The following is an 18,470-nucleotide window of genomic DNA, read 5'->3' as shown; positions in this document are numbered from 1 at the left end:
CCGCGTCGGCGGACGGGAGTTCACGACGGTGGGTTCAGGTGCTCCTCGATCCAGCGGACGCCGAAGTCCACCGCGGGTCCGGCGTCGAACAGACAACTCCTGGCCGCCCCGACGAAACCCTCCCGCCCGATGCCGGCGGCGAGCATGCTCCCGACGATCGCCGCGAAGGGGTCCTGCCCCTCGGGCACGACCGGGGAGTAGTCGAACGCGCCGTGCTCGGAGTCGATGTCCCGGAAGGTGCGCCAGACCCGCTCGCCCGCCACCCGGATGGGCTGTTCGTACGTCACGAACCGTTTGCCGGGGGCCTGGGCGAGCGCCTCGGCGTGGTGCAGGAGCGTCATCGTCTCCAGGGGCGCGCCGAGGAGGAGCACCCGGCCGCCGAGGGCCACCAGGCGCGCCAGCGGGCTGCCGGGGCCGTGCGGATCGTCCCAGGGATGGGCGTCCACCAGCTCGGCGGCCGAGGCGCCGAGCGCCGCGATGCTCACGTCGGGGTGACGGCTGCGTACGGCCCCGGGCCGGTGGCGCAGGGCTTCCGGAAGGCGTCCGTTGGTGTGCTCGGCCTCGCTCAGTTCCGGGTCGTACGCGGGGTGGTGGGCGCGCAGGGCCTCCTGCCAGGCACGGGGCCAGGTGGTGAAGTCGTAGGGCGGGGCGTCGTTCCAGCCGCAGGTGACCACCAGGGTGCCGGTGGGTCCCACCACGTCCAGCAGGGCGTCGATGACGGTCCGGGGGCCGCCGGGGACGTAGCCGATCGCGGACAGTCGCGTATGGAACATCACGGTGTCGCCCGGCGCGAGGCCGAGGCCGGTCAGATCGTCCCGGATCCGTTCCCGGGTCACCGGGCCGCCGGAGTGTCGGAGCAGTTCCGTCTCGTCCATGCCTCACCACCCTAGAGGCCCGGAGGAAACCCGCCCGCCCGGTCGGGCGCGGGCCGGTCATACTGTCGGCCGGGCGCATGGACCGGGAAAGCCGAGGAACATCATCATGACGAACGACGACCGGGTCGGGCCTCCTCTGCTGGGGAGCGAGCGGGAGACGCTGCGGGCCTTCCTCGACTACCACCGGGAGACCCTGGCCATGAAGTGCGCGGGGCTGAACGACGAGGAGTTGCGCGAGCGGTCGATGCCGCCGTCGGCCTTGTCGCTGCTGGCTCTGGTGCGGCACCTCGCGGAGGTGGAACGCACCTGGTTCCGGCGGGTGTTCGAGGACGGTGCCGCCCCGATGGTGTGGTCGGAGAAGCTCTACGACTTCCAGGCGGCGTACGACGCGAGCGCCTCGACCCGGGCCGAGGCGTTCGCCGCCTGGGAGGCGGAGGTGGAGACCTCGCGCCGGATCGAGCGGGAGGCGGCTTCGCTGGACCTGGTGGGGCATCAGCCTCGGTGGGAGAAGGACGTCTCGCTGCGGATGGTCATGGTGCACGTCCTGCTGGAGTACGGGCGCCACAACGGTCACGCGGATCTGCTGCGGGAAGGGGTGGACGGGACGGTCGGTGCGTGAGACCGCGGCCCGGGGCCGGTCCCGCCGGTCCCGTACGCCCTTCGACGGCGGCGGGCGCGCTCGTAGACTCGGCTCCATGACTCAGCAGCCGATCTCTCCCGCTCTCGTCTCCGCGTTCGCGCCCGGCGGCACCCTGCGTGCCTCGATCAACCTGGGCAATCCGATCCTGGCCCACCGGGATCCGGCGAGCGGCGAGCCGGCCGGGGTCTCCGTCGACCTCGCGCGGGAGTTCGGGCGGCGGCTCGGGGTCCCCGTCGAGCCGGTGGCCTTCGAGAGGGCCGCGCTGTCGGTCGACGCGGTGCGGGCCGGGCGCGCGGACATCGGATTCTTCGCGGTCGACCCCGCCCGGGGCGAGGGGCTGCGGTTCACCGCCCCCTATGTCCTCATCGAGGGCAGCTATCTCGTGCCGGAACCGTCCTCGGTCTCGGAGAACGGCCAGGTGGACCGCGAGGGCACCCGGATCTCGGTCGGGGCCGGGTCGGCGTACGACCTCTTCCTCACCCGTGAGATCCACCGGGCCGAGATCGTCCGGCTGGAGGGCGCCCCTCGCGCGCTCGCGGCCCTCCGGTCGGGCGAGGTCGACGTGGCGGCCGGGATCCGGCAGTTGCTGGAGGCCGAGGCGGCGCGGGCCGGGGGCGTGCGGGTGCTGCCGGGGCGGTTCATGGTGATCCAGCAGGCGATGGGGGTGCCGTCCGGGCGCGGGGAGGCGGCGCGGGAGTCGCTGGCGTCGTTCGTGGAGGAGATGAAGGCGGGCGGTTTCGTCGCGGACGCCCTGAAGCGTCACGGCGTCGAGGGCGCGATCGTGGCGCCCGCCGCGTGAACTTCCTCCGGGCACCCGCCGGTTGAACCCCCCGTGATCCCGGGCCGGATGACTTCATCCCCGGTCCTGCCCCGCCCAGGCGATCTCGGTGGACGCCAGGTAGGCGAGACCGCGCTGTTCCCAGAGCCGGCCGTGGTGGGCGAGGCGGGTGCGGTGGTCGTCCCAGTCCGGGGCGCGGCCGGTCCAGGCCGCCGCGGCGACGGAGGGCAGGCGGGGCAGCAGCAGGGTCGTCACGTCGTCGAGGGACTTCACGGATTCGGCGAAGACGGTGGCCTCCACCCCGGCGACCTGATCCTCGGGGATGCCGTGGGAGGCCGGGTCCCAGCGTGCGGTGTGTTCGACGCCGAGGGGGCGGTAGGTGGCGAACCCCAGACGGGCGGCGGTGGACGCCTGGGCGGGCGGGACGATCTCCGGGGCGTAGGAGCGGTCCAGGTAGAGGTGGGACTGCGGGGAGAGCAGGACGCGGCCGCCGCCGTCGAGGATCCGGGCGAGGTCGTGGTCGCTGGGCGCGAAGAAGGACTTGAGCGCCGCGATGAACTCCGGGGTCTGGCCCGCCGCGAGGAGTTCGGGGCGGGCTGCCAGCTCCTCGGAGGTGTCGGGCAGGTCCATCATCGGGACGTCGACCCAGAACTGGGCGATGTCCTCGGGTCCGATCCCGGCCCGGGAGGATTCCTGCCAGCCGACCGGGCGCTTGCCCGATTCCCTTACCCGTGCGCGCAGTTCGCGGATCGACCGGGCGAAGCTCTCCTCGGTCACGCCGACCGCCTCGTCGCCGCCGATGTGGACGAAGGGGCCGTCGGTCAGCCGGCACACGTCCGCGAGGATCGTGGCGACGGTCTTCCCGGTCTCCGGGTCCGTGAGGTCCAGCGGCGGGACGAACGGGTAGCGGCCGGTCAGTCCCTCGGGTGCGGGGGCGGCCGGGAGTCCGGGCAGGGCCTCGCGGAGGGTGGCGCAGTGGCCGGGGAGGTCGATCTCGGGGACGACGGTGACGAAGCGTTCGGCGGCGTAGGCCTGGAGTGCGCGGTAGTCGTCGGCGGTGTAGAAGGCGCGTGACGTGCCGTCCGGGGCGGGGGCCGTGAGCTCGGGGACGCCGGGGATCTCCAGGCGCCAGCCCTCGTTGTCGGTCAGATGCAGATGGAGGACGTTCAGCTTGTAGAGCGCGGCGAGGTCGATGACGGTGCGCAGTTCGCCGGGGGTGAGGTGGCCGCGGGCGGGGTCGACGAGGAGTCCGCGCCAGGCGTGGTGCGGGGCGTCGGTCAGTTCCTGGGCGGGCACGTGGTCGCCCGAGGTGGCGAGCAGATGGAGCGCCGTGGTGGCGGCGCGGAACACTCCGGTGGGCGTGGCGGCCCGGCAGGTGATGCCGAAAGGGCCGACCGTCAGGCGGTGGGACTCGTCGACGGGGGCGGTTCCCCCGGCCGGAGGGATGCCCACGGGGGTGCGGGCGTCCGGGACCGCCTCGTCGTCGAGGGCGAGTACGAGGGTGGCGGCGTCCGGGTCGGGCCCGGCCCCCAGCGGCTGGAGGCGGTCGCCGAGGTGGGGTACCAGCAGGGCGTGGACCGTGGCGGCGAGGCTCTTCAGGCCCGCGTCGGCCGGCTCGACCCGCCAGGCGCCCCTGGTGCTCGGGCCTGCGGTCGCGGCGTTCCTGGTCGTCTGCCGGGGCTGGGGAATGACGGCGTTCATGGTCTCCTCCACGGGCTGCTGTGCCGGTACGGGGCCGGGTTCCCGGCCTGTGCGGAGGGCCGGGCCCTGGGTTCCCGGCCCGTGCGGTCGGCCGCGCCCCGGTGCCCGGCCGACCGGGAGGCCCGGGTCCTCGTCAGGTCGGAGCCGGGCCTCCCGGAGCGGTGGGTTCCGGCGGGCCTCGGGGGCTGCCGCCTCTTCCTGCCGGGCCGGATGCACCTGTACGCTAACACGAAAACCGATCAATGAACGCTTTTCGTGGAGCGCTTCGGCGGCCGTCCGCCCTCGTGCGCTCCTCGGCGGAAGGAGCTCCTCCATGACACCCCCGACCGGCCCCCGACTCACCCTGCCGGAGGGCTTCCTCCTGGGCGCCTCCACCTCCGCCCACCAGGTCGAGGGGAACAACGTCGGCAGCGACTGGTGGGCCGTCGAGAACCGGCCCGGCACCTTCGTCGCCGAGCGCAGCGGGGACGCGGCCGACAGCTTCCACCGCTGGCCCGAGGACATGGACCTGCTGCGTGAACTCGGTTTCAACGCCTACCGGTTCAGCGTCGAGTGGGCCCGTATCGAGCCCGAGCGGGGCCATGTCTCACGGGCGGCGGTCGCGCACTACCGCGCCATGGTCCTCGGAGCCCTGGAGCGCGGCCTGACGCCGGTGGTGACGCTGCATCACTTCACCTCCCCGCAGTGGTTCAGCGCACGCGGCGGCTGGGCGTCGCCCGAGGCGGCCGGCCTCTTCGCCGCGTACGCCTCCGTCGCCGCGGAGATCCTCTCGGCGGGCGTACGGCATGTGGCCACGATCAACGAGCCGAACATGATCGCGCTGATGCACACGATGATCCGGCGGCTGAACTCCGGGGAGCAGACCGGGTCCGGGGCCGCCGCTTTCGACCCGAGCACGGTGGAGCCCGACGCGGAGGTCACCCAATCCCTGATCCGGGCCCACCGGGCGGCGTACGAGGTGCTGAAGGCGGCCGACCCGGGGCTCCGGGTGGGGTGGACCGTCGCCAACCAGGTCTACCGGGCCGAACCCGGTGCGGCCGAGGTCGCCGAGGCGCACGCGCACCCCCGGGAGGACGTGTTCCTGGAGGCCGCCCGCGAGGACGACTGGATCGGCGTCCAGGCCTACACCCGGCACCGGATCGGCCCGGACGGCCCGCTGCCGGTGGAGCCGGGCGCCGAGACCACGCTGACCGGCTGGGAGTACTACCCCGAGGCGCTGGGCCTCGCGATCAGGCACACCGCCGCCGTGGTCGGCCCGCACGTTCCCGTACTGGTCACCGAGAACGGCATCGCGACCGGGGACGACGAGCGGCGCGTCGCGTACACGACGGAGGCGCTGGCGAGCCTGGCCTCGGCCCTGCGCGACGGGATCGACGTACGCGGGTATCTGCACTGGAGCGCCCTGGACAACTACGAGTGGGGGTCCTACCGGCCGACCTTCGGGCTCATCGCGGTCGATCCCCGCACCTTCGCCCGGACGCCCAAGCCCTCCGCCCGCTGGCTCGGTGCGCTGGCCCGGGCCGGGGAGATCCCGGACGGGGCTCCGGCGGCCGTGCCCGCCGGTGTCCGCAGCGCCGGTTAGGCTTCCGGGCATGGCAAAACGGGGCCCGTACGAAAAGGGCGAGGCGAAGCGCACGGAGATCCTGCAGGCGGCACTGGAGATCTTCGCCGCCGAGGGATACCGCGGCACGTCGCTGCGCAAGGTGGCCGCCAAGTGCAGTCTCAGCCTGCCCGGTCTGATGCACTACTTCAGCTCCAAGGAGGACCTGCTCACCCAGGTGCTCCGGATGCGTGACGAGACGGCGCGGGTGCGGCAGAGCGAGCGCTCCAGCCCGGAGAGCTACCGCGAGATCATCCGGGAGAGCGCGAAGACACCGGGCCTGGTGGAGCTGTTCGTCTCGATGGCGGCGGCGGCCGGCGATCCGGAGCACCCGGCGCACGCGCACTTCGCGGAGCGCTACCCGGTGCTGCGCGAGCGCGTCGCCGCGTATCTGCGTGAGCGGATGGACGAGGGCCGGATGACGACGCGGATCCCCGCCGAACGGCTGGCGGTCCTCCTGCTCGCGGTGGCCGACGGCATCCAGTTGCAGTGGCTGATCGACCGGTCGACGGACATGGAGCAGCCGATCGACGACATCATGCGGCTGCTCTCCCTCGAACCGGGGAGCGGGGCGGACCGCACGGAGGACTGACCGCCCGGCACGCGCGCCGACGGGCGCGTACGGCGGTCTCCCCGCCGTACGCGCCCGTCTGCGGTCTCACAGGCGAACGCCCCGTCACCCCCGCTGCCGCGCCCCTGAGTCCGTGGTCCGCTCCGCCGCCCGCTCGGCCAGGGCCACGACGTCCTCGGGCCGGACGGGGCTCTGGGGGAACTCGGCGATCACGTCGAGCGGCGTCCCGGCGAGGAAGCGGCGGATCGCCGGATTCTCCATCGCGCCCGGCCCCCCTCCGGTGGCGGCACGCCCCTCGGCGAAGGCCTTCATCAGCAGGGGACCGCCGGCCGGGTGGGCCAGCCACTCGGCGACGGTGTTGCGGCCGCTGAGGGTGAGGTGGGAGGGGTCGCCCTGCACCGGGAGCACGGCGGACTGCCGGATGTCACGGGAGGAGGCTCCGGCCTCGATGCCCCAGTCGCCGCCCTCGACGCGCCGGCCACCCTCCCGCTCGCTGTAGTGGGCGAGGTCGTCGCGGGAGACGTGGACGACGACCTCGCGGCTCTCGCCGGGCGCGAGGGTCACGGACGTGAAGCCGCGCAGTTCCCTCGGGGGGCGGGCGACCGGGGAGCCGGCGGGGCCGGTGCTGTAGACCTGGACGACTTCCCGCCCGGCGCGCGTCCCGGTGTTGGCGACGGTGAGGGCCACCGCGAAGCGGGCCCCGTCCTCGTCCGGGGTGACGCGCAGCCCGCTGTACGCGAACGTGGTGTACGACAGCCCGTGGCCGAAGGGGAAGGCGACCTCGCGGGCGGCGGCGTCGTATCCCCGGTACCCGACGAAAACGCCCTCGCCGTAACGGACATGGCCTTCCTCGCCGGGGAACGACAGGTGGCTGGGCGAGTCCTCCAGGCGCAGCGGGACCGTCTCGGCGAGCTTGCCGGAGGGGTTGACCTGGCCGAACAGCACCCGGGCCAGTGCGCCGCCGCCCGCCTGACCGAGCAGCCAGCCCTCGACGACTGCGGGCACGGTGCGGTGCCAGGGGTCGGTGCGGACCACTCCCCCGTTGGACAGGACGACGGCGACGCGCGGGTTGGCCGCCACGACGGCGTCGAGCAGCCGCAGTTGGGCCTCGGGCAGGTCGATGTGGTCCCGGTCGAAGCCCTCGGACTCGTCGTGGACGGAGAGGCCGAGGAAGAGCAGGACGGTGTCGGAGGCGGCGGCGAGCCGGACCGCCGTCCCGGCGAGCGAGGCGTCCCCCTCCAGCGCCTCCTCCGCCTCCTCTCCCCCGGCCCCGTCCCCCGCCGGTCCGGCGCCCGGGAGGGTGTAGCCGGGGGCGAAGTCGACCCGGGCCCCGTCGGCGTGGGCGCGCAGTGCCTCCAGGGGTGTGTCGAGCCGGGTGGGCGTGACCTGGGAGCTTCCGGCGCCCTGATAGCGAGGTGTACGGGCGAGTTCGCCGATGACCGCGACGCTTCCGGCGGCCGGGTCCAGCGGCAGCAGGCCGTCGTCGTTCTTGAGGAGGACGACGCACCGTTCGGCGGCCTGTCCGGCGAGGCGGTGGTGGTCCTCGACGGACATCCGGGGTTCGGGGCGGTCCGCGTCGGCGGTGCGCCGGGCGAAGCGGACGAGGCGTTCCACGGAGGTGTCCAGCACGGCTTCGTCGAGGGATCCGTCGGTGACCGCGGCGATGACCTCACGGTCGGTACGCCCCTGGGTGCCGGGCATCTGGAGGTCGAGGCCGGCGCGGAGGGCGGCGACCCGGTCGCGTACGGCTCCCCAGTCGGACATCACGATGCCGTCGAAGCCCCACTCGGTGCGCAGGATGCCGGTGAGCAGACGGGTGTTCTCCGAGAGGGTGACGCCGTTGACCGCGTTGTAGGAGGACATGACGGACCAGGGCCGGTCGCGGCGGACGATGCGTTCGAAGGCGCGGAGGTAGATCTCGCGCAGCGGGCGTTCGTCGATGTCGGCGCTGACCCGCATCCGGTCGGTCTCCTGGTTGTTGGCCGCGTAGTGCTTGAGGGCCGCGCCGACACCCGACTCCTGGAGTCCGCGGACCATGGCGCCGCCGAGCTCGGCGGTGAGCAGCGGGTCCTCGGAGAAGTACTCGAAGTTGCGGCCGCACAGCGGGGACCGCTTGATGTTGATGCCCGGACCGAGCAGGACGCGGATGCCGTGGGCGGTGGCCTCGTCGGCGAGTGCTCCGGCGACGCGGTGGGCGAGTTCCGGGTCCCAGCCGCTGCCGAACGCCACGGCGGGCGGGTAGCAGGTGGCGGGTGCCGCGCTGTGCAGGTCGACCTGTCCGCCGTCGCCCGCCTCCTTCGGCAGGCGCAGCCCGTGGGGCCCGTCGGAGAGGGTGACGGCGGGGACGCCCACCCGGACGAGGGCCGTGGTGACGAAGTCCCCGTCACCGCTGGTCAGGGACGCCTTCTCGGCGAGGGTCGGCCGGGGGGAGGACGGTTCCCCGGCCGGGGGCGGTGAGGTCTGATCGTTCGTCATTCGGCGCACCTGTCGGATCGGTGGTGGGGCGGGCGAGCCGGGAAGGCCGCCACGACGCAAAAACCGTAAGTTGATCGGTTTTGGGTGTCAAGGGGCCCGCCGGCCCCGACACCCCCACCCTCGCGCCCCACACCCACCACTCGCCGACGCGGCCGGAACGAGTGGTGCGCGATCCCTTGACGATCAGAAACCGTTCATCGTACGGTTTTCGCTCTCCGGTCGATCCGGTCGTGCCGGTCCGAACCGATCCCCATCACCGTGGCGACCGGGCCCCGAGTGCCGTGCGTTCCACCGCTTTCCCCCTGCTCATCCAGCTCACCCAGCTCATCCGCCGACGAGACGAGGACTGGCCATGCCCCCTCCCAGCAGGCGCTCCGCATCCGCTCCCGCCCGCCACCGCCCCCTCACCGTGGCCCTGGCCCTGGCGAGCGCCACCGCCCTGCTCTCCGGCACCACGGCCACCGCGGCTCCGCCGCCCGCCCCGGCGCACAGCGGCGGCCCGGTCGACTACGTGGCGCTCGGCGACTCCTTCAGCTCGGGGGCGGGCATCCCCGAGCAGACGGACGAGGCGTGCGGGCGCTCCTCGCGGAACTACCCGGCCCTCGTGGCGGCCTCGCTCGCGGCCGCCACGTTCACCGACGCCACCTGTGCGGGGGCCGACACCGGTCACATGACCGCTCCTCAGGGTGCGGCGGCTCCCCAGCTCGACGCCCTGCGGCCGGACACGACACTGGTCACCCTCGGCATCGGCGGCAACGACCTCGACCTGGCGGGCGTCCTCACCCGGTGCGTCCTGCTCGGGAAGCTCGCGCCCCTCGGCGCACCGTGCAAACGGAGTTACACGCTTCTGGGGACCGACGAGATCGGCGCCCGGATCGACGCCACCGCGCCGAAGGTGGCGGCGGTGCTCGCCGAGATCCACGGACGGTCGCCGAAGGCCCGGGTCCTGGTCGTGGGTTACCCGGCGATCGTCCCCGACGACGGCACGTCCTGCCGGGCCGCGGTCCCGCTCGCCGAGGGCGACTTCGCCTGGTTCCGGGACAAGCAGAAGCAGCTCAACTCGATGCTGGCCCAGCAGGCCGGAGCCGGACGCGACACCTATGTCGACGCGTACGCGCCCTCGGTCGGCCACGACGCGTGCAAACCGCAGGGCGTGCGCTGGATCGAGCCCGAACAGACCACGGAGGCGGCCGGGTTCCACCCGAACGCCGCCGGACACCGGAGTACGGCCGATGCGGCACTCGCGACGCTCACCCGCTGACGCCGGGCCCCGCCGCCCCGCCGCTCCTCTCCGTACCGTCGGCCGGCAGCAGTCCGAGGCGGTCCAGGAAGTCACGCACCAGCGCCTCCATCGGCACCGCACCGGGCTCCAGCAGCCACTGGGTCTGGAGGCCGTCCATCAGTGCCAGCAGCTGACCCGCCGCCACGGCCGGATCCACGTCGCCGTGGCGTCCGGACTCGTCCTGGAACGCCCGGACGAGTTCGGTCAGCTCCGCCCGCAGCAGCCGGTAGCGGCGCGTGAAGTACCGGTGCGCGGGGTGGGCCGGGTCGGTGGCCTCGGCGGACAGCTTCGCGTACAGCGCGACGAGACCGGGCGTACGGCTGTTCCGGGCCACCACCGCGACCAGCAGGCGCAGCCGGTCGCCCGGGTCCGGGGCGGGGGCGCCGGGCTCGACGATGCCGGGGAACAGCTCCCGGGCGTCGATCAGGTCGCGCCGCTCCAGCACCTCGATGAGCAGGGACTCCTTGCCCGGGAAGTGGTGCAGCAGTCCGGCGTGGGTCAGCCCGGCGTGGGCGGCGATGTCGCGCAGCGAGACCGCGTGGAAGCCGGACCGGGAGAACAGCTCGGTCGCGGCGTCGAGGATGCGGGCGCGGGTGCGCTCCCCCTTCGACGGCCGGTGCGCCTCGCGATCGGCCGGGCGGTACGTGGCGTGCGCGGGTCCCTCGCTCAACGCGGCGGCCTCCTGTGCTCGTCGGGTACGGACCGCCGGCCAACAGCCCCGGGCAGAGCCCCGAACAGGGCTGCGGGCAGCGCGCCGGACAGCGCGCCGGACAGCGCGCCACAGAACTTACCAGCTGGTTGATTTTCGCAGCAGAAAAACCTACCAAGTGGTTAATTCCGCAGGTAGGCTCACCGCCACTCTTCCCCGGGATGCCCATCCCCGGCCCTCCAGACGGAGCGAACCCCATGAGCAGAACCACGCGGAACGGAGCCCTGGCGGCCTCCCTGGCGGCCGTCCTCACCCTCGCCGGATGCGCGGACACGGGTGTGCGGGGCGCCGGATCGCAGCTGAGCATCGCGACGCTGAGCTATCCGCAGAGTCTCGACCCCGCCCAGGCGGTCGGCAGCTCCCTGCCGTTCTTCCAGGCCGCCTACGACACACTGCTCAAGCGGGAACCGGATGGCGCCTTCAGCCCGATGCTCGCCACGAAGTGGGCATATGACGCCGGGGGCACCGAGCTGGCCCTCACCCTGCGCGAGGACGTGACGTTCGCCGACGGGACCGCGTTCGACGCGGCCGCGGTCAAGGCGAACCTGGAGCGCTTCAAGAAGGGCGGCGGCGCCGATGCGAAGTGGCTGAACGGCCTCACGTCGGTGGAGGTCCTCGACGCCACGCACGTCACGCTGAAGCTGGCCGAGCCCGACCCGGCGATGCTCCTCTACCTGAGCGACGCGGCCGGCCTGATGGCGAACCCCGCCGCGTTCGCCAAGGGCGACAGCCTCAAGACGACGCCCGACGGCACTGGCCCCTACCGCCTCGTGAAGGCGAGGACGACCATCGGGACCAAGTGGGTCTACGAGCGCAACACCGGCTACTGGGGCGAGGAACTCCCCTACAAGGACCTCTCGATCAGCTTCTTCGACAACGAGACGGCGATCGTCAACGGCATCCGCACCGGTCAGGTGAACGCGGCCCTGCTGCAGAACGCCGACCAGCAGATCAGCGTCGAGTCGGACCCCCGGGTGAAGACGACGCGGCAGGAGTTCGACTTCCAGGGGCTGCTGCTGTTCGACCGGGACGGGAAGCTGACCCCCGCGCTCAAGGACCCTCGCGTACGTCAGGCCCTCAACCACGCGGTCGACCGGAAGACCATGCTCGCCACCATCCGGCAGAACCGCGGCGCCGCCACCGGCCAGGTCTTCGGGCCGGACACCGAGGGCTACGAAGCGAAGCTGGACGCGTACTACACGCACGACCCCGCGAAGGCCAAGGGGCTGCTGAAGGCGGCGGGTTACCCCAAGGGGTTCACGATCAAGCTGCCCCGGATCTCCGCGATCGTCAACGACGCCCTCGCCGCGTCGCTCGCCACCGACTTCAAGGCCGTCGGGGTCACGCTGACGTGGGACGACCTCGACGGGGGCTCGGCGGTCCAGAAGGTGTTCACCGACCGCGCCTACTCCGGCATGGTCATGAACATGGGCCAGGCCTCGTCCGACTGGATCGTCGTCAACGAGCTGGTCACACCCGGCGCGTTCAACATGTTCGGCACGACCGACGCCACGGTCCAGAAGCTGATCCCGCGCATCCGCGGCGGCTCCGGCGACGAGGCGAAGCAGGCGGCACGGGAGCTCAACCGCCACCTCGTCGAGGACGGCTGGTTCCTCCCCTTCTACCGGATGTCGTATCTGCACGTCTCGGACGGCACGGTGAGGATCACCCCGCAGTCCGGCATGGCCGTCCCCTCGATCTACAACTACGCCCCCGCCGGCTGAGCCCGCCCGGATCCCGAGTGCCCGACAGATCCGGATCCAGAGTGCCCGACAGATACCGAGTGCCATGCTGAACTTCATCGCCCGCAGGATCGCGGCCGGAGCCCTACTCCTGGTCGTCATCTCCCTCCTCTCCTACCTGCTGCTGTCGATCCCCGACCTGGACGTGGGACGGCAGCTCCTCGGCCAGGGCGCCGACCAGGCCTCCGTCGACGCGAAGAACGCCGCGCTCGGACTGGACCGGCCGGTCCTCGCGCAGTACGCGGACTGGCTGGCCCACGCCGTACGGGGCGATCTCGGCACCTCCTGGTTCACCAGCGAGGATGTCGCCACCACGGTCTCGGCCCGGCTGCCGGTCACCGCGAGCCTGATGGTGGGCGTCACCCTCGTCGCCACCGTCGTGTCGTTCCTGCTCGGCGTGTGGGCGGGCGTCCGGCGCGGAGCCGTCGACCGGTTCGTCCAGGTCCTGGGTGTCGTGGGTTACGCCCTGCCGGGGTTCCTGGTGACCCTGGTGATCGTGCTGGTCTTCGCGGTCCACCTGAACTGGTTCCCGGCCATCGGCTACACCCCGTTCGCCGCGTCGCCCTCCGGTTGGCTGTCCACGATCGCCCTGCCCGTGCTGTCGCTGTCCATCGCCTCCGTGGCGGGCGTCTCCCAGCAGGTGCGCGGCGCGGTCATCGACGTCCTGCGCCAGGACTACGTCCGTACGCTGCGGGCCCGCGGGCTGCCCATGTCGCGGATCGTGTTCCGGCACGTCCTGCGCAACGCGTCAGCTCCGGCGCTGTCCGTGCTCGGGATGCAGTTCGTCGGACTGCTCGGCGGGGCCGTGCTCGTGGAGCAGATCTTCGGTCTGCCCGGCATCGGCAGCATGACCGTCACGTACACCACGCGCGGCGACATCCCCGTGATCATGGCGCTGGTCATGCTCACGGTCGTCGGAGTGGTCCTGATCAACCTCCTGGTCGATGTCATGATCGGCTGGCTCAACCCGAAGGCGAGGGTCGCATGAGCGACAACCTCCCGACCGGATCGGCGGGCCCCGCCCGGGGCAAAGCGGCACGCAGGCTCCTGCGCAACCCGCTGGGCGCGGTCTCGGCCGGCGTGCTGCTGCTCCTCGTCGTCGCGGTGCTGCTGGCGCCGCTGCTCGCCCCCCAGGCTCCCGACGTCTCCTCGCTGGGCGACGCGTTCGCCGGGCCCGACGGCGCGCACCCGCTGGGGATGGACTCGGCGGGGCGCGACATCCTCTCCCGGATCCTGTACGGCGGGCGCAACACGCTCGGCGGGGCGCTGATCGCCCTCGCGGTGGCTCTCGCGCTCGGGGTGCCGTCCGGTCTGTACGCCGGGTACTACGGCGGCCGGTTCGACTCGGTGGCCAACTGGGGCGTGAACCTCGTCATGGCGCTGCCCGCCATGGTGGTGCTGCTCGCCTCGCGGGCCATCCTCGGGCCCAACGTATGGGTGCTGATGATCGTGCTGGGCGTGCTCGCCGCGCCGAGCTTCTTCCGCCTGGTGCGGGGCATCGTGGCCAACGTCCGCAAGGAGCTGTACGTGGACGCCGCCAAGGTGTCCGGGCTGTCCGACACCAGGATCGTGACGCGGCACATCCTCATCGTGGTGCGCGGTCCCGTCATCATCCAGGTGGCTCTGGTGGCCGGTATCGCCATCGGTCTCCAGGCGGGTCTGGAGTTCCTGGGCGTCGGCAGCGGTTCGTCCGCCACCTGGGGGGCGATGCTGAACGAGGCGTTCCAGAACATCCAGCGGGCTCCGCTGCTCATGCTCTGGCCCGGGCTGGCCCTCGGCCTCACCAACGGTGCCCTCGTCCTCCTGGCGGGCGCGCTGCGCGATGTACTGGAGGAGCGCGGCGGCGGCGGACAGGACGGCGGACGCGGTGCGCGCCGTGCGAAGGGGGCGCGGGTTCCGCCGGTGCCGCCGGTGCCGTCGATCCCGGCGGGGAGCGGCGCGCGGAGCCCTCTGCTGTCGGTGCGGGGACTCACGGTCGGGTACGGAAAGCCGGACGGCACGCGGAAGCAGGTCGTCCACGGGGTCGACCTCGACGTACACCCCGGGGAGATCGTCGGTCTGGTCGGCGAGTCGGGATCGGGCAAGACCCAGACCGCGTTCTCGGTCCTCGGGATCCTCCCCGAGGGAGGGCGGATCGGGGCGGGCAGCATCACCGTCGCGGGGCGCGAGGTGGCCGGCCTGCCGGAGCGCGTCCACCGCTCCCTGCGGGGCGGGACGGTGGCGTACGTTCCGCAGGAGCCGATGAGCAATCTCGACCCGGCCTTCACCATCGGCAGCCAGCTCATGGAACCGATCCGGCAGGTGCTGGGACTCTCCCGCAAGGAGGCCGCCGCCCGCGCGCTGAATCTGCTGCGGCTGGTGGAGATTCCCGCCCCCGAGCGGGCGATGCGGCTGTATCCGCACGAGATATCGGGTGGCATGGCCCAGCGGGTCCTGATCGCCGGGGCGATGTCCTGCGACCCGGAACTGCTCATCGCCGACGAGCCGACCACCGCGCTGGACGTCCTGGTCCAGGCGGAGATCCTGGACCTGCTGCGCCGACTCCAGCGGGACCGCGGACTGGGAGTCCTCCTGGTCACCCACAACCTCGGCGTCGTCGCGGACCTCTGCGACCGGGTCGCGGTGATGAGCGACGGCCGGATCGTGGAGACCGGCACGGCCGAACAGATCGTCCGTTCCCCCCGGGACCCCTACACCCGGTCCCTGCTCGACGCGGTCCTGGACGACGCGCCGGCCCGGGAACCGTGGCAGCCGCGCGAGACGAGGAGCACCGCCGTATGACCAGCACCGTGGTCGGCGACACCACCGCCGAGGGGCCCGACGGCCTGCCGGACGCCCTGCTGCGCGTCCGCGACCTGCGCGTCTCCTACCCCGGCAGGGGCCGCCGCGCACCCCGCGCCGAGATCCTCAAAGGGGTCTCCCTCGACATCCGGCCGGGCGAGACCCTCGGCCTGGTGGGCGAGTCCGGTTCGGGCAAGACGACGATCGGCCGGGCGGTGCTCGGGCTCGCCCCCGTGCGGTCGGGCCACATCACCTTCGCGGGCGAGCGGATCGAGCGGGCCGGGGCCGCCCGCCGGCGGGCGCTCAGCCGCGACCTCCAGGTGGTGTTCCAGGACCCGTACACCTCGCTCAACCCGTCCCGTACGGTCGGGGACACCCTCGGCGAACCGCTGCTGGGCCACGGCGCCGGCGCGAAGGAGGCGCGGGCCCGGATCACCGAACTGCTCGACCGGGTACGGCTGCCGGCCGATTCGGCGGACCGGCTGCCCCGGGAGTTCTCCGGCGGGCAGCGCCAACGCGTCGCCATCGCCCGGGCGCTGGCCCTGCGGCCCCGGCTGGTGATCTGCGACGAGCCGGTGTCCGCACTGGACCTGACCACCCAGCGGACGGTGCTCGAACTGCTCCTGGAGATCCAGGAGGAGTCCGGTGTCGCCTATCTCTTCGTCACGCACGACCTGGGGGTGGTCCGCTTCATGAGCCACCGGGTGGCGGTCATCCGGGGCGGCGAACTCGTCGAGACGGGGGACGCCCGACGCGTCACCTCCGAACCCCGGCACCCCTATACCCGTGCGCTGACGCTCGCCGCGCCCGTCGCGGACGTCGCGGAGCAGCGACGGCGGAGGGCGGCGGCGCAGGCGGCGACGTCGGCCTGACCGGCCGGGCGACGGCCGGGCGACCGGCGGGTCAGCGGCGGCGGGTCAGGACACGGGTGGTGCTGCCGTCGTCCTCCGCGATGTCCCTCACGTACTCGAAGCCGATCCTGTGCAGCAGCGTCAACGAGGCCTCGTTCGCGGCGGCGACGGTGGCGTGGACCTCGTCCAGTCCGAGCGTGCCGAAGCCGTGGGCGACGACGGCCTGTGCCAGTTCGGTGCCCAGGCCGGTCCCCCACGCCGTGGGCGCCAGGGCGTAGATGATCTCGTGACCGTCGACGATGTCGGTCCGCTTGATCTCGGCGTGCCCGACGAGGATCCCGTCGCGGCGGACGGCCCAGACGGCGAACAGGTCCTGGGCGTAGACCTTGGTGAAGACCCGCCCGAACACGGCCCGGTCCTCCGCCTCGGATGAAGGGCCGTCACCCATCCATCGCGACACCCTGGTGTCCTGGAACAGGGCGACGAAGCCCTCTTCGTCCTCGGGGACGTACGGCTCCAGCAGGAGCCTTTCGGTGCGCAGAGTCGGTGTCACGGCTCGTGACGCTACCCGGGCGGCGACAGCGCGGGCAACCAGCTTTCCCCGCGCCCCGGTCAGCGGGAGGGCGGGGAGTCGGCCGCCGGGTTCTCGCGCAGCAGCCGCAGGGCTTTCTCGCGCAGTCGCTGCCGGTGCTCGGGGTCGGTGGCCCGGTCTGCGGCGCGGCCCAGTTCCTCGGCGCGTTCACGGGTGCGGCGGGCTCGCTCCACCGGGCTGTCGTACAGGTTCATGGGGGTGTCCTCCGTCGTGGGTCCTCCGTCGGCGACCGGCGTAGCGTGCGCGACAAGACATCCCCTAGCGTCACCGGAGTCGGCCCCGCGCGCATTTCGTGCGGCTACGTTCGGTGACGGCGGGCGGCACGGGGAACCTCACGTCAGTCGGCGGTGTGGTCGGGATGCCCCTCGGTCCGCCGTTCCGCCTTCATCCGGGCCTCGTAGAGGTGGTCGCGGCCCTCGGCGAGCTCCTGTCTGATCTGCTGCTCGATCGCCCGGAACACGTCGTAGTAGGTGGCGTTGTACTCCTCGACGATCTGGAACGTCCAGTGCCCGGGGATGACGTTGCGGCCGAGGATCTCCCGTTCGACCTGCTCGGCCCGGTGTCCGTGCCCGGCGGCGCGGAGCAGTCTTACGGCGTCGTCGAGGGCGAGGTCGGCACTCCCGGTGAGCTGATGGAAGTCGTAGAGCGCGCCGCGGGCACGCTCGGCGGTCTCCAACGCCTTCGACAGGGCCCCGAGAGCCTCGACGGTCGCGTCGGTGACGCCTTCGGGTCGCCGATGCCGCGGATCGGGCGGCGGGGCTCCGGGGTTCATGGGACTCCTTGTCCGCGTGGACGGCCGTTCGTATCCACTCGTATCCACCTTGCTGGCCCGGGCCTCGTCGCACCCGCCGAGTACATCCGGAACGACCAATCACCGACTTCCGCCTTCCCTAACCTTCCCTATCATTGCGCATCTGATACTCAACAGGGATGTTTGGCGTAGGATGAGGACCCATGGGGAATGACGAGCGGGAGCTCTACTCGGTCGGCGAGGTGGCCGAGCTGCTGGGCCTGCATGTGCGGACCGTCCGGAACTACGTCCGCGACGGGCGGCTCAAGGCCGTCCGGATCGGCAAGCAGTACCGGATCGGCAAGGCGGATCTCGCGGCTCTGACCGGCCGGCCGGCCGACGACACGGCGCCGGGGCCGGTACCGGCGGCGGGACATGTCGAGGTGTCCAGCATCGTGCAGATCGACGCGCTCGGCCCGGACGCCGCGCACCGGCTCAGCACGTACATCACGGCGAGCGCGCAGTCCGCGCGGGACACGCCGGACCCTCTGCGCATCCAGACGGTCTACGACAAGGAGCGAACCCGGATGAAGATCGTCATTCTCGGCGGAGCCGCCGCCACCGCCGATCTGCTGCACCTGATCGACGGCCTACTGGGCCCGGACAGCGGCCTGTTCACCCCCTCGGCCGCTAGCGGGCAGGAGGCCGACCGTGCCTGACGTCGTCGAGCACCACGGCGTTCCGGTCCTGGTGTGCGCCGCCGACGGTGCGACCATCGCCACCGTTCAGGACGCGCTCGACCAACTGATCGGCGCCGCCTTCCAGGGCGCCGAGATCGTCGCGGTGCCGTCCACGCGACTGGACGACCGCTTCTTCGACCTGAGCACCGGCTTCGCGGGAGAAGTCCTGCAGAAGTTCGCGAACTACCGGCTGCGCCTGGTCGTCGTCGGGGACATCGGCCGCCATCTGGCGGCCAGTTCCGCCCTCCCCGACCTCGTCCGCGAGGCCAACCGGGGGCGGGACATCTGGTTCCTCCCGGACCTGGACGCCCTCGTCGACCGCCTGGCCCCGGGCGCGGCGGGCCGGACGGCCGACTGAGTCCGACGCGGGGCGGTACGCGTTCGGTTGCCGGTCGGCCGACGC

The 18,470-nt window shown here is 72.5% G+C and carries 18 protein-coding genes; 11 read left to right on the top strand and 7 right to left on the bottom strand.

Annotated features, from left to right (window positions below):
- Positions 1-20: 20 nt before the first annotated feature.
- A complete protein-coding gene (aac(3), locus tag ACIQPT_RS31385) occupies positions 21-875 on the bottom strand; it encodes an aminoglycoside 3-N-acetyltransferase (protein ID WP_401160791.1) in 855 nt (284 codons plus the stop codon).
- 106 nt (positions 876-981) lie between these two features.
- Here aac(3) and ACIQPT_RS31380 point away from each other — a divergent pair, with 106 nt between their 5' ends.
- Both ACIQPT_RS31380 and ACIQPT_RS31375 read left to right on the top strand, forming a co-directional pair.
- Positions 982-1,494, top strand: a complete 513-nt coding sequence (locus tag ACIQPT_RS31380) for a DinB family protein (RefSeq protein ID WP_401160789.1) — start codon at positions 982-984, stop codon at positions 1,492-1,494.
- A gap of 76 nt (positions 1,495-1,570) precedes the next feature.
- Entirely contained in the window at positions 1,571-2,314 is a 744-nt protein-coding gene (locus ACIQPT_RS31375) for a transporter substrate-binding domain-containing protein (RefSeq protein WP_401160787.1), read from the top strand.
- A 54-nt stretch (positions 2,315-2,368) separates the two neighbouring features.
- On the opposite strand, the gene ACIQPT_RS31370 is transcribed toward ACIQPT_RS31375, so the two are convergent.
- The gene (locus ACIQPT_RS31370; protein ID WP_401160786.1) at positions 2,369-3,994 is read right to left on the bottom strand and encodes a family 20 glycosylhydrolase; all 1,626 of its coding nucleotides are present in this window, start codon (positions 3,992-3,994) and stop codon (positions 2,369-2,371) included.
- A gap of 313 nt (positions 3,995-4,307) precedes the next feature.
- On the opposite strand from ACIQPT_RS31370, the gene ACIQPT_RS31365 reads away from it, so the two are divergent.
- The gene (locus ACIQPT_RS31365) at positions 4,308-5,576 is read left to right on the top strand and encodes a glycoside hydrolase family 1 protein (protein WP_401160784.1); all 1,269 of its coding nucleotides are present in this window, start codon (positions 4,308-4,310) and stop codon (positions 5,574-5,576) included.
- A gap of 10 nt (positions 5,577-5,586) precedes the next feature.
- Entirely contained in the window at positions 5,587-6,186 is a 600-nt protein-coding gene (locus ACIQPT_RS31360; protein ID WP_401160782.1) for a TetR/AcrR family transcriptional regulator, read from the top strand.
- An 84-nt stretch (positions 6,187-6,270) separates the two neighbouring features.
- On the opposite strand, the gene ACIQPT_RS31355 is transcribed toward ACIQPT_RS31360, so the two are convergent.
- On the bottom strand, positions 6,271-8,640 hold the full coding sequence (locus ACIQPT_RS31355; RefSeq protein ID WP_401160781.1) for a glycoside hydrolase family 3 C-terminal domain-containing protein: 2,370 nt from the start codon (positions 8,638-8,640) through the stop codon (positions 6,271-6,273).
- A 352-nt stretch (positions 8,641-8,992) separates the two neighbouring features.
- Between ACIQPT_RS31355 and ACIQPT_RS31350 the strand changes: the two genes are divergently transcribed.
- Positions 8,993-9,901 carry an SGNH/GDSL hydrolase family protein gene (locus tag ACIQPT_RS31350; RefSeq protein ID WP_401160779.1) on the top strand — a complete coding sequence of 303 codons (909 nt, stop codon included), beginning with the start codon at positions 8,993-8,995 and terminating at the stop codon, positions 9,899-9,901.
- On the opposite strand, the gene ACIQPT_RS31345 is transcribed toward ACIQPT_RS31350, so the two are convergent.
- Complete coding sequence (locus ACIQPT_RS31345) at positions 9,891-10,592, bottom strand: TetR/AcrR family transcriptional regulator (protein ID WP_401160777.1); 702 nt, start codon at positions 10,590-10,592, stop codon at positions 9,891-9,893. The genes ACIQPT_RS31350 and ACIQPT_RS31345 overlap by 11 nt on opposite strands.
- Positions 10,593-10,828: 236 nt before the next feature.
- On the opposite strand from ACIQPT_RS31345, the gene ACIQPT_RS31340 reads away from it, so the two are divergent.
- The 4 genes from ACIQPT_RS31340 (at position 10,829) to ACIQPT_RS31325 (ending at position 16,026) form a co-directional block, all read left to right on the top strand.
- Positions 10,829-12,355, top strand: a complete 1,527-nt coding sequence (locus ACIQPT_RS31340) for an ABC transporter substrate-binding protein (protein WP_401160775.1) — start codon at positions 10,829-10,831, stop codon at positions 12,353-12,355.
- A 64-nt stretch (positions 12,356-12,419) separates the two neighbouring features.
- On the top strand, positions 12,420-13,361 hold the full coding sequence (locus ACIQPT_RS31335; RefSeq protein ID WP_401160773.1) for an ABC transporter permease: 942 nt from the start codon (positions 12,420-12,422) through the stop codon (positions 13,359-13,361).
- Positions 13,358-15,154: a dipeptide/oligopeptide/nickel ABC transporter permease/ATP-binding protein gene (locus tag ACIQPT_RS31330; RefSeq protein ID WP_401160772.1), complete on the top strand. Its 1,797-nt coding sequence runs from the start codon at positions 13,358-13,360 to the stop codon at positions 15,152-15,154. The genes ACIQPT_RS31335 and ACIQPT_RS31330 overlap by 4 nt, the downstream gene beginning before the upstream one ends.
- Positions 15,151-16,026 carry an ABC transporter ATP-binding protein gene (locus ACIQPT_RS31325; RefSeq protein WP_401160770.1) on the top strand — a complete coding sequence of 292 codons (876 nt, stop codon included), beginning with the start codon at positions 15,151-15,153 and terminating at the stop codon, positions 16,024-16,026. The genes ACIQPT_RS31330 and ACIQPT_RS31325 overlap by 4 nt, the downstream gene beginning before the upstream one ends.
- Before the next feature lie 31 nt (positions 16,027-16,057).
- Here ACIQPT_RS31325 and ACIQPT_RS31320 read toward each other — a convergent pair whose 3' ends face one another.
- From ACIQPT_RS31320 to ACIQPT_RS31310, 3 genes are all read right to left on the bottom strand, one after another.
- Positions 16,058-16,558 (bottom strand): GNAT family N-acetyltransferase, encoded by a 501-nt coding sequence (locus ACIQPT_RS31320; RefSeq protein WP_401160768.1) that lies wholly within the window; start codon positions 16,556-16,558, stop codon positions 16,058-16,060.
- 59 nt (positions 16,559-16,617) lie between these two features.
- Positions 16,618-16,791 carry a DUF6381 family protein gene (locus tag ACIQPT_RS31315; protein WP_401160766.1) on the bottom strand — a complete coding sequence of 58 codons (174 nt, stop codon included), beginning with the start codon at positions 16,789-16,791 and terminating at the stop codon, positions 16,618-16,620.
- 143 nt (positions 16,792-16,934) lie between these two features.
- On the bottom strand, positions 16,935-17,369 hold the full coding sequence (locus ACIQPT_RS31310; RefSeq protein ID WP_401160765.1) for a hypothetical protein: 435 nt from the start codon (positions 17,367-17,369) through the stop codon (positions 16,935-16,937).
- Positions 17,370-17,551: 182 nt separating this feature from the next.
- On the opposite strand from ACIQPT_RS31310, the gene ACIQPT_RS31305 reads away from it, so the two are divergent.
- Together ACIQPT_RS31305 and ACIQPT_RS31300 are read left to right on the top strand one after the other, a co-directional pair.
- Positions 17,552-18,046, top strand: coding sequence for a helix-turn-helix domain-containing protein (locus tag ACIQPT_RS31305; protein WP_401160763.1), 495 nt, complete (start codon positions 17,552-17,554; stop codon positions 18,044-18,046).
- Positions 18,039-18,425, top strand: a complete 387-nt coding sequence (locus ACIQPT_RS31300; protein WP_401160761.1) for a DUF4180 domain-containing protein — start codon at positions 18,039-18,041, stop codon at positions 18,423-18,425. The genes ACIQPT_RS31305 and ACIQPT_RS31300 overlap by 8 nt, the downstream gene beginning before the upstream one ends.
- The last annotated feature ends 45 nt before the right edge of the window (positions 18,426-18,470 follow it).

Origin of the sequence: Streptomyces sp. NPDC091289 (genome assembly GCF_044757365.1) — a bacterium.
Taxonomy (GTDB): Bacteria; Actinomycetota; Actinomycetes; order Streptomycetales; family Streptomycetaceae; genus Streptomyces.
This window is presented reverse-complemented; position numbering and strand designations above follow the sequence as displayed.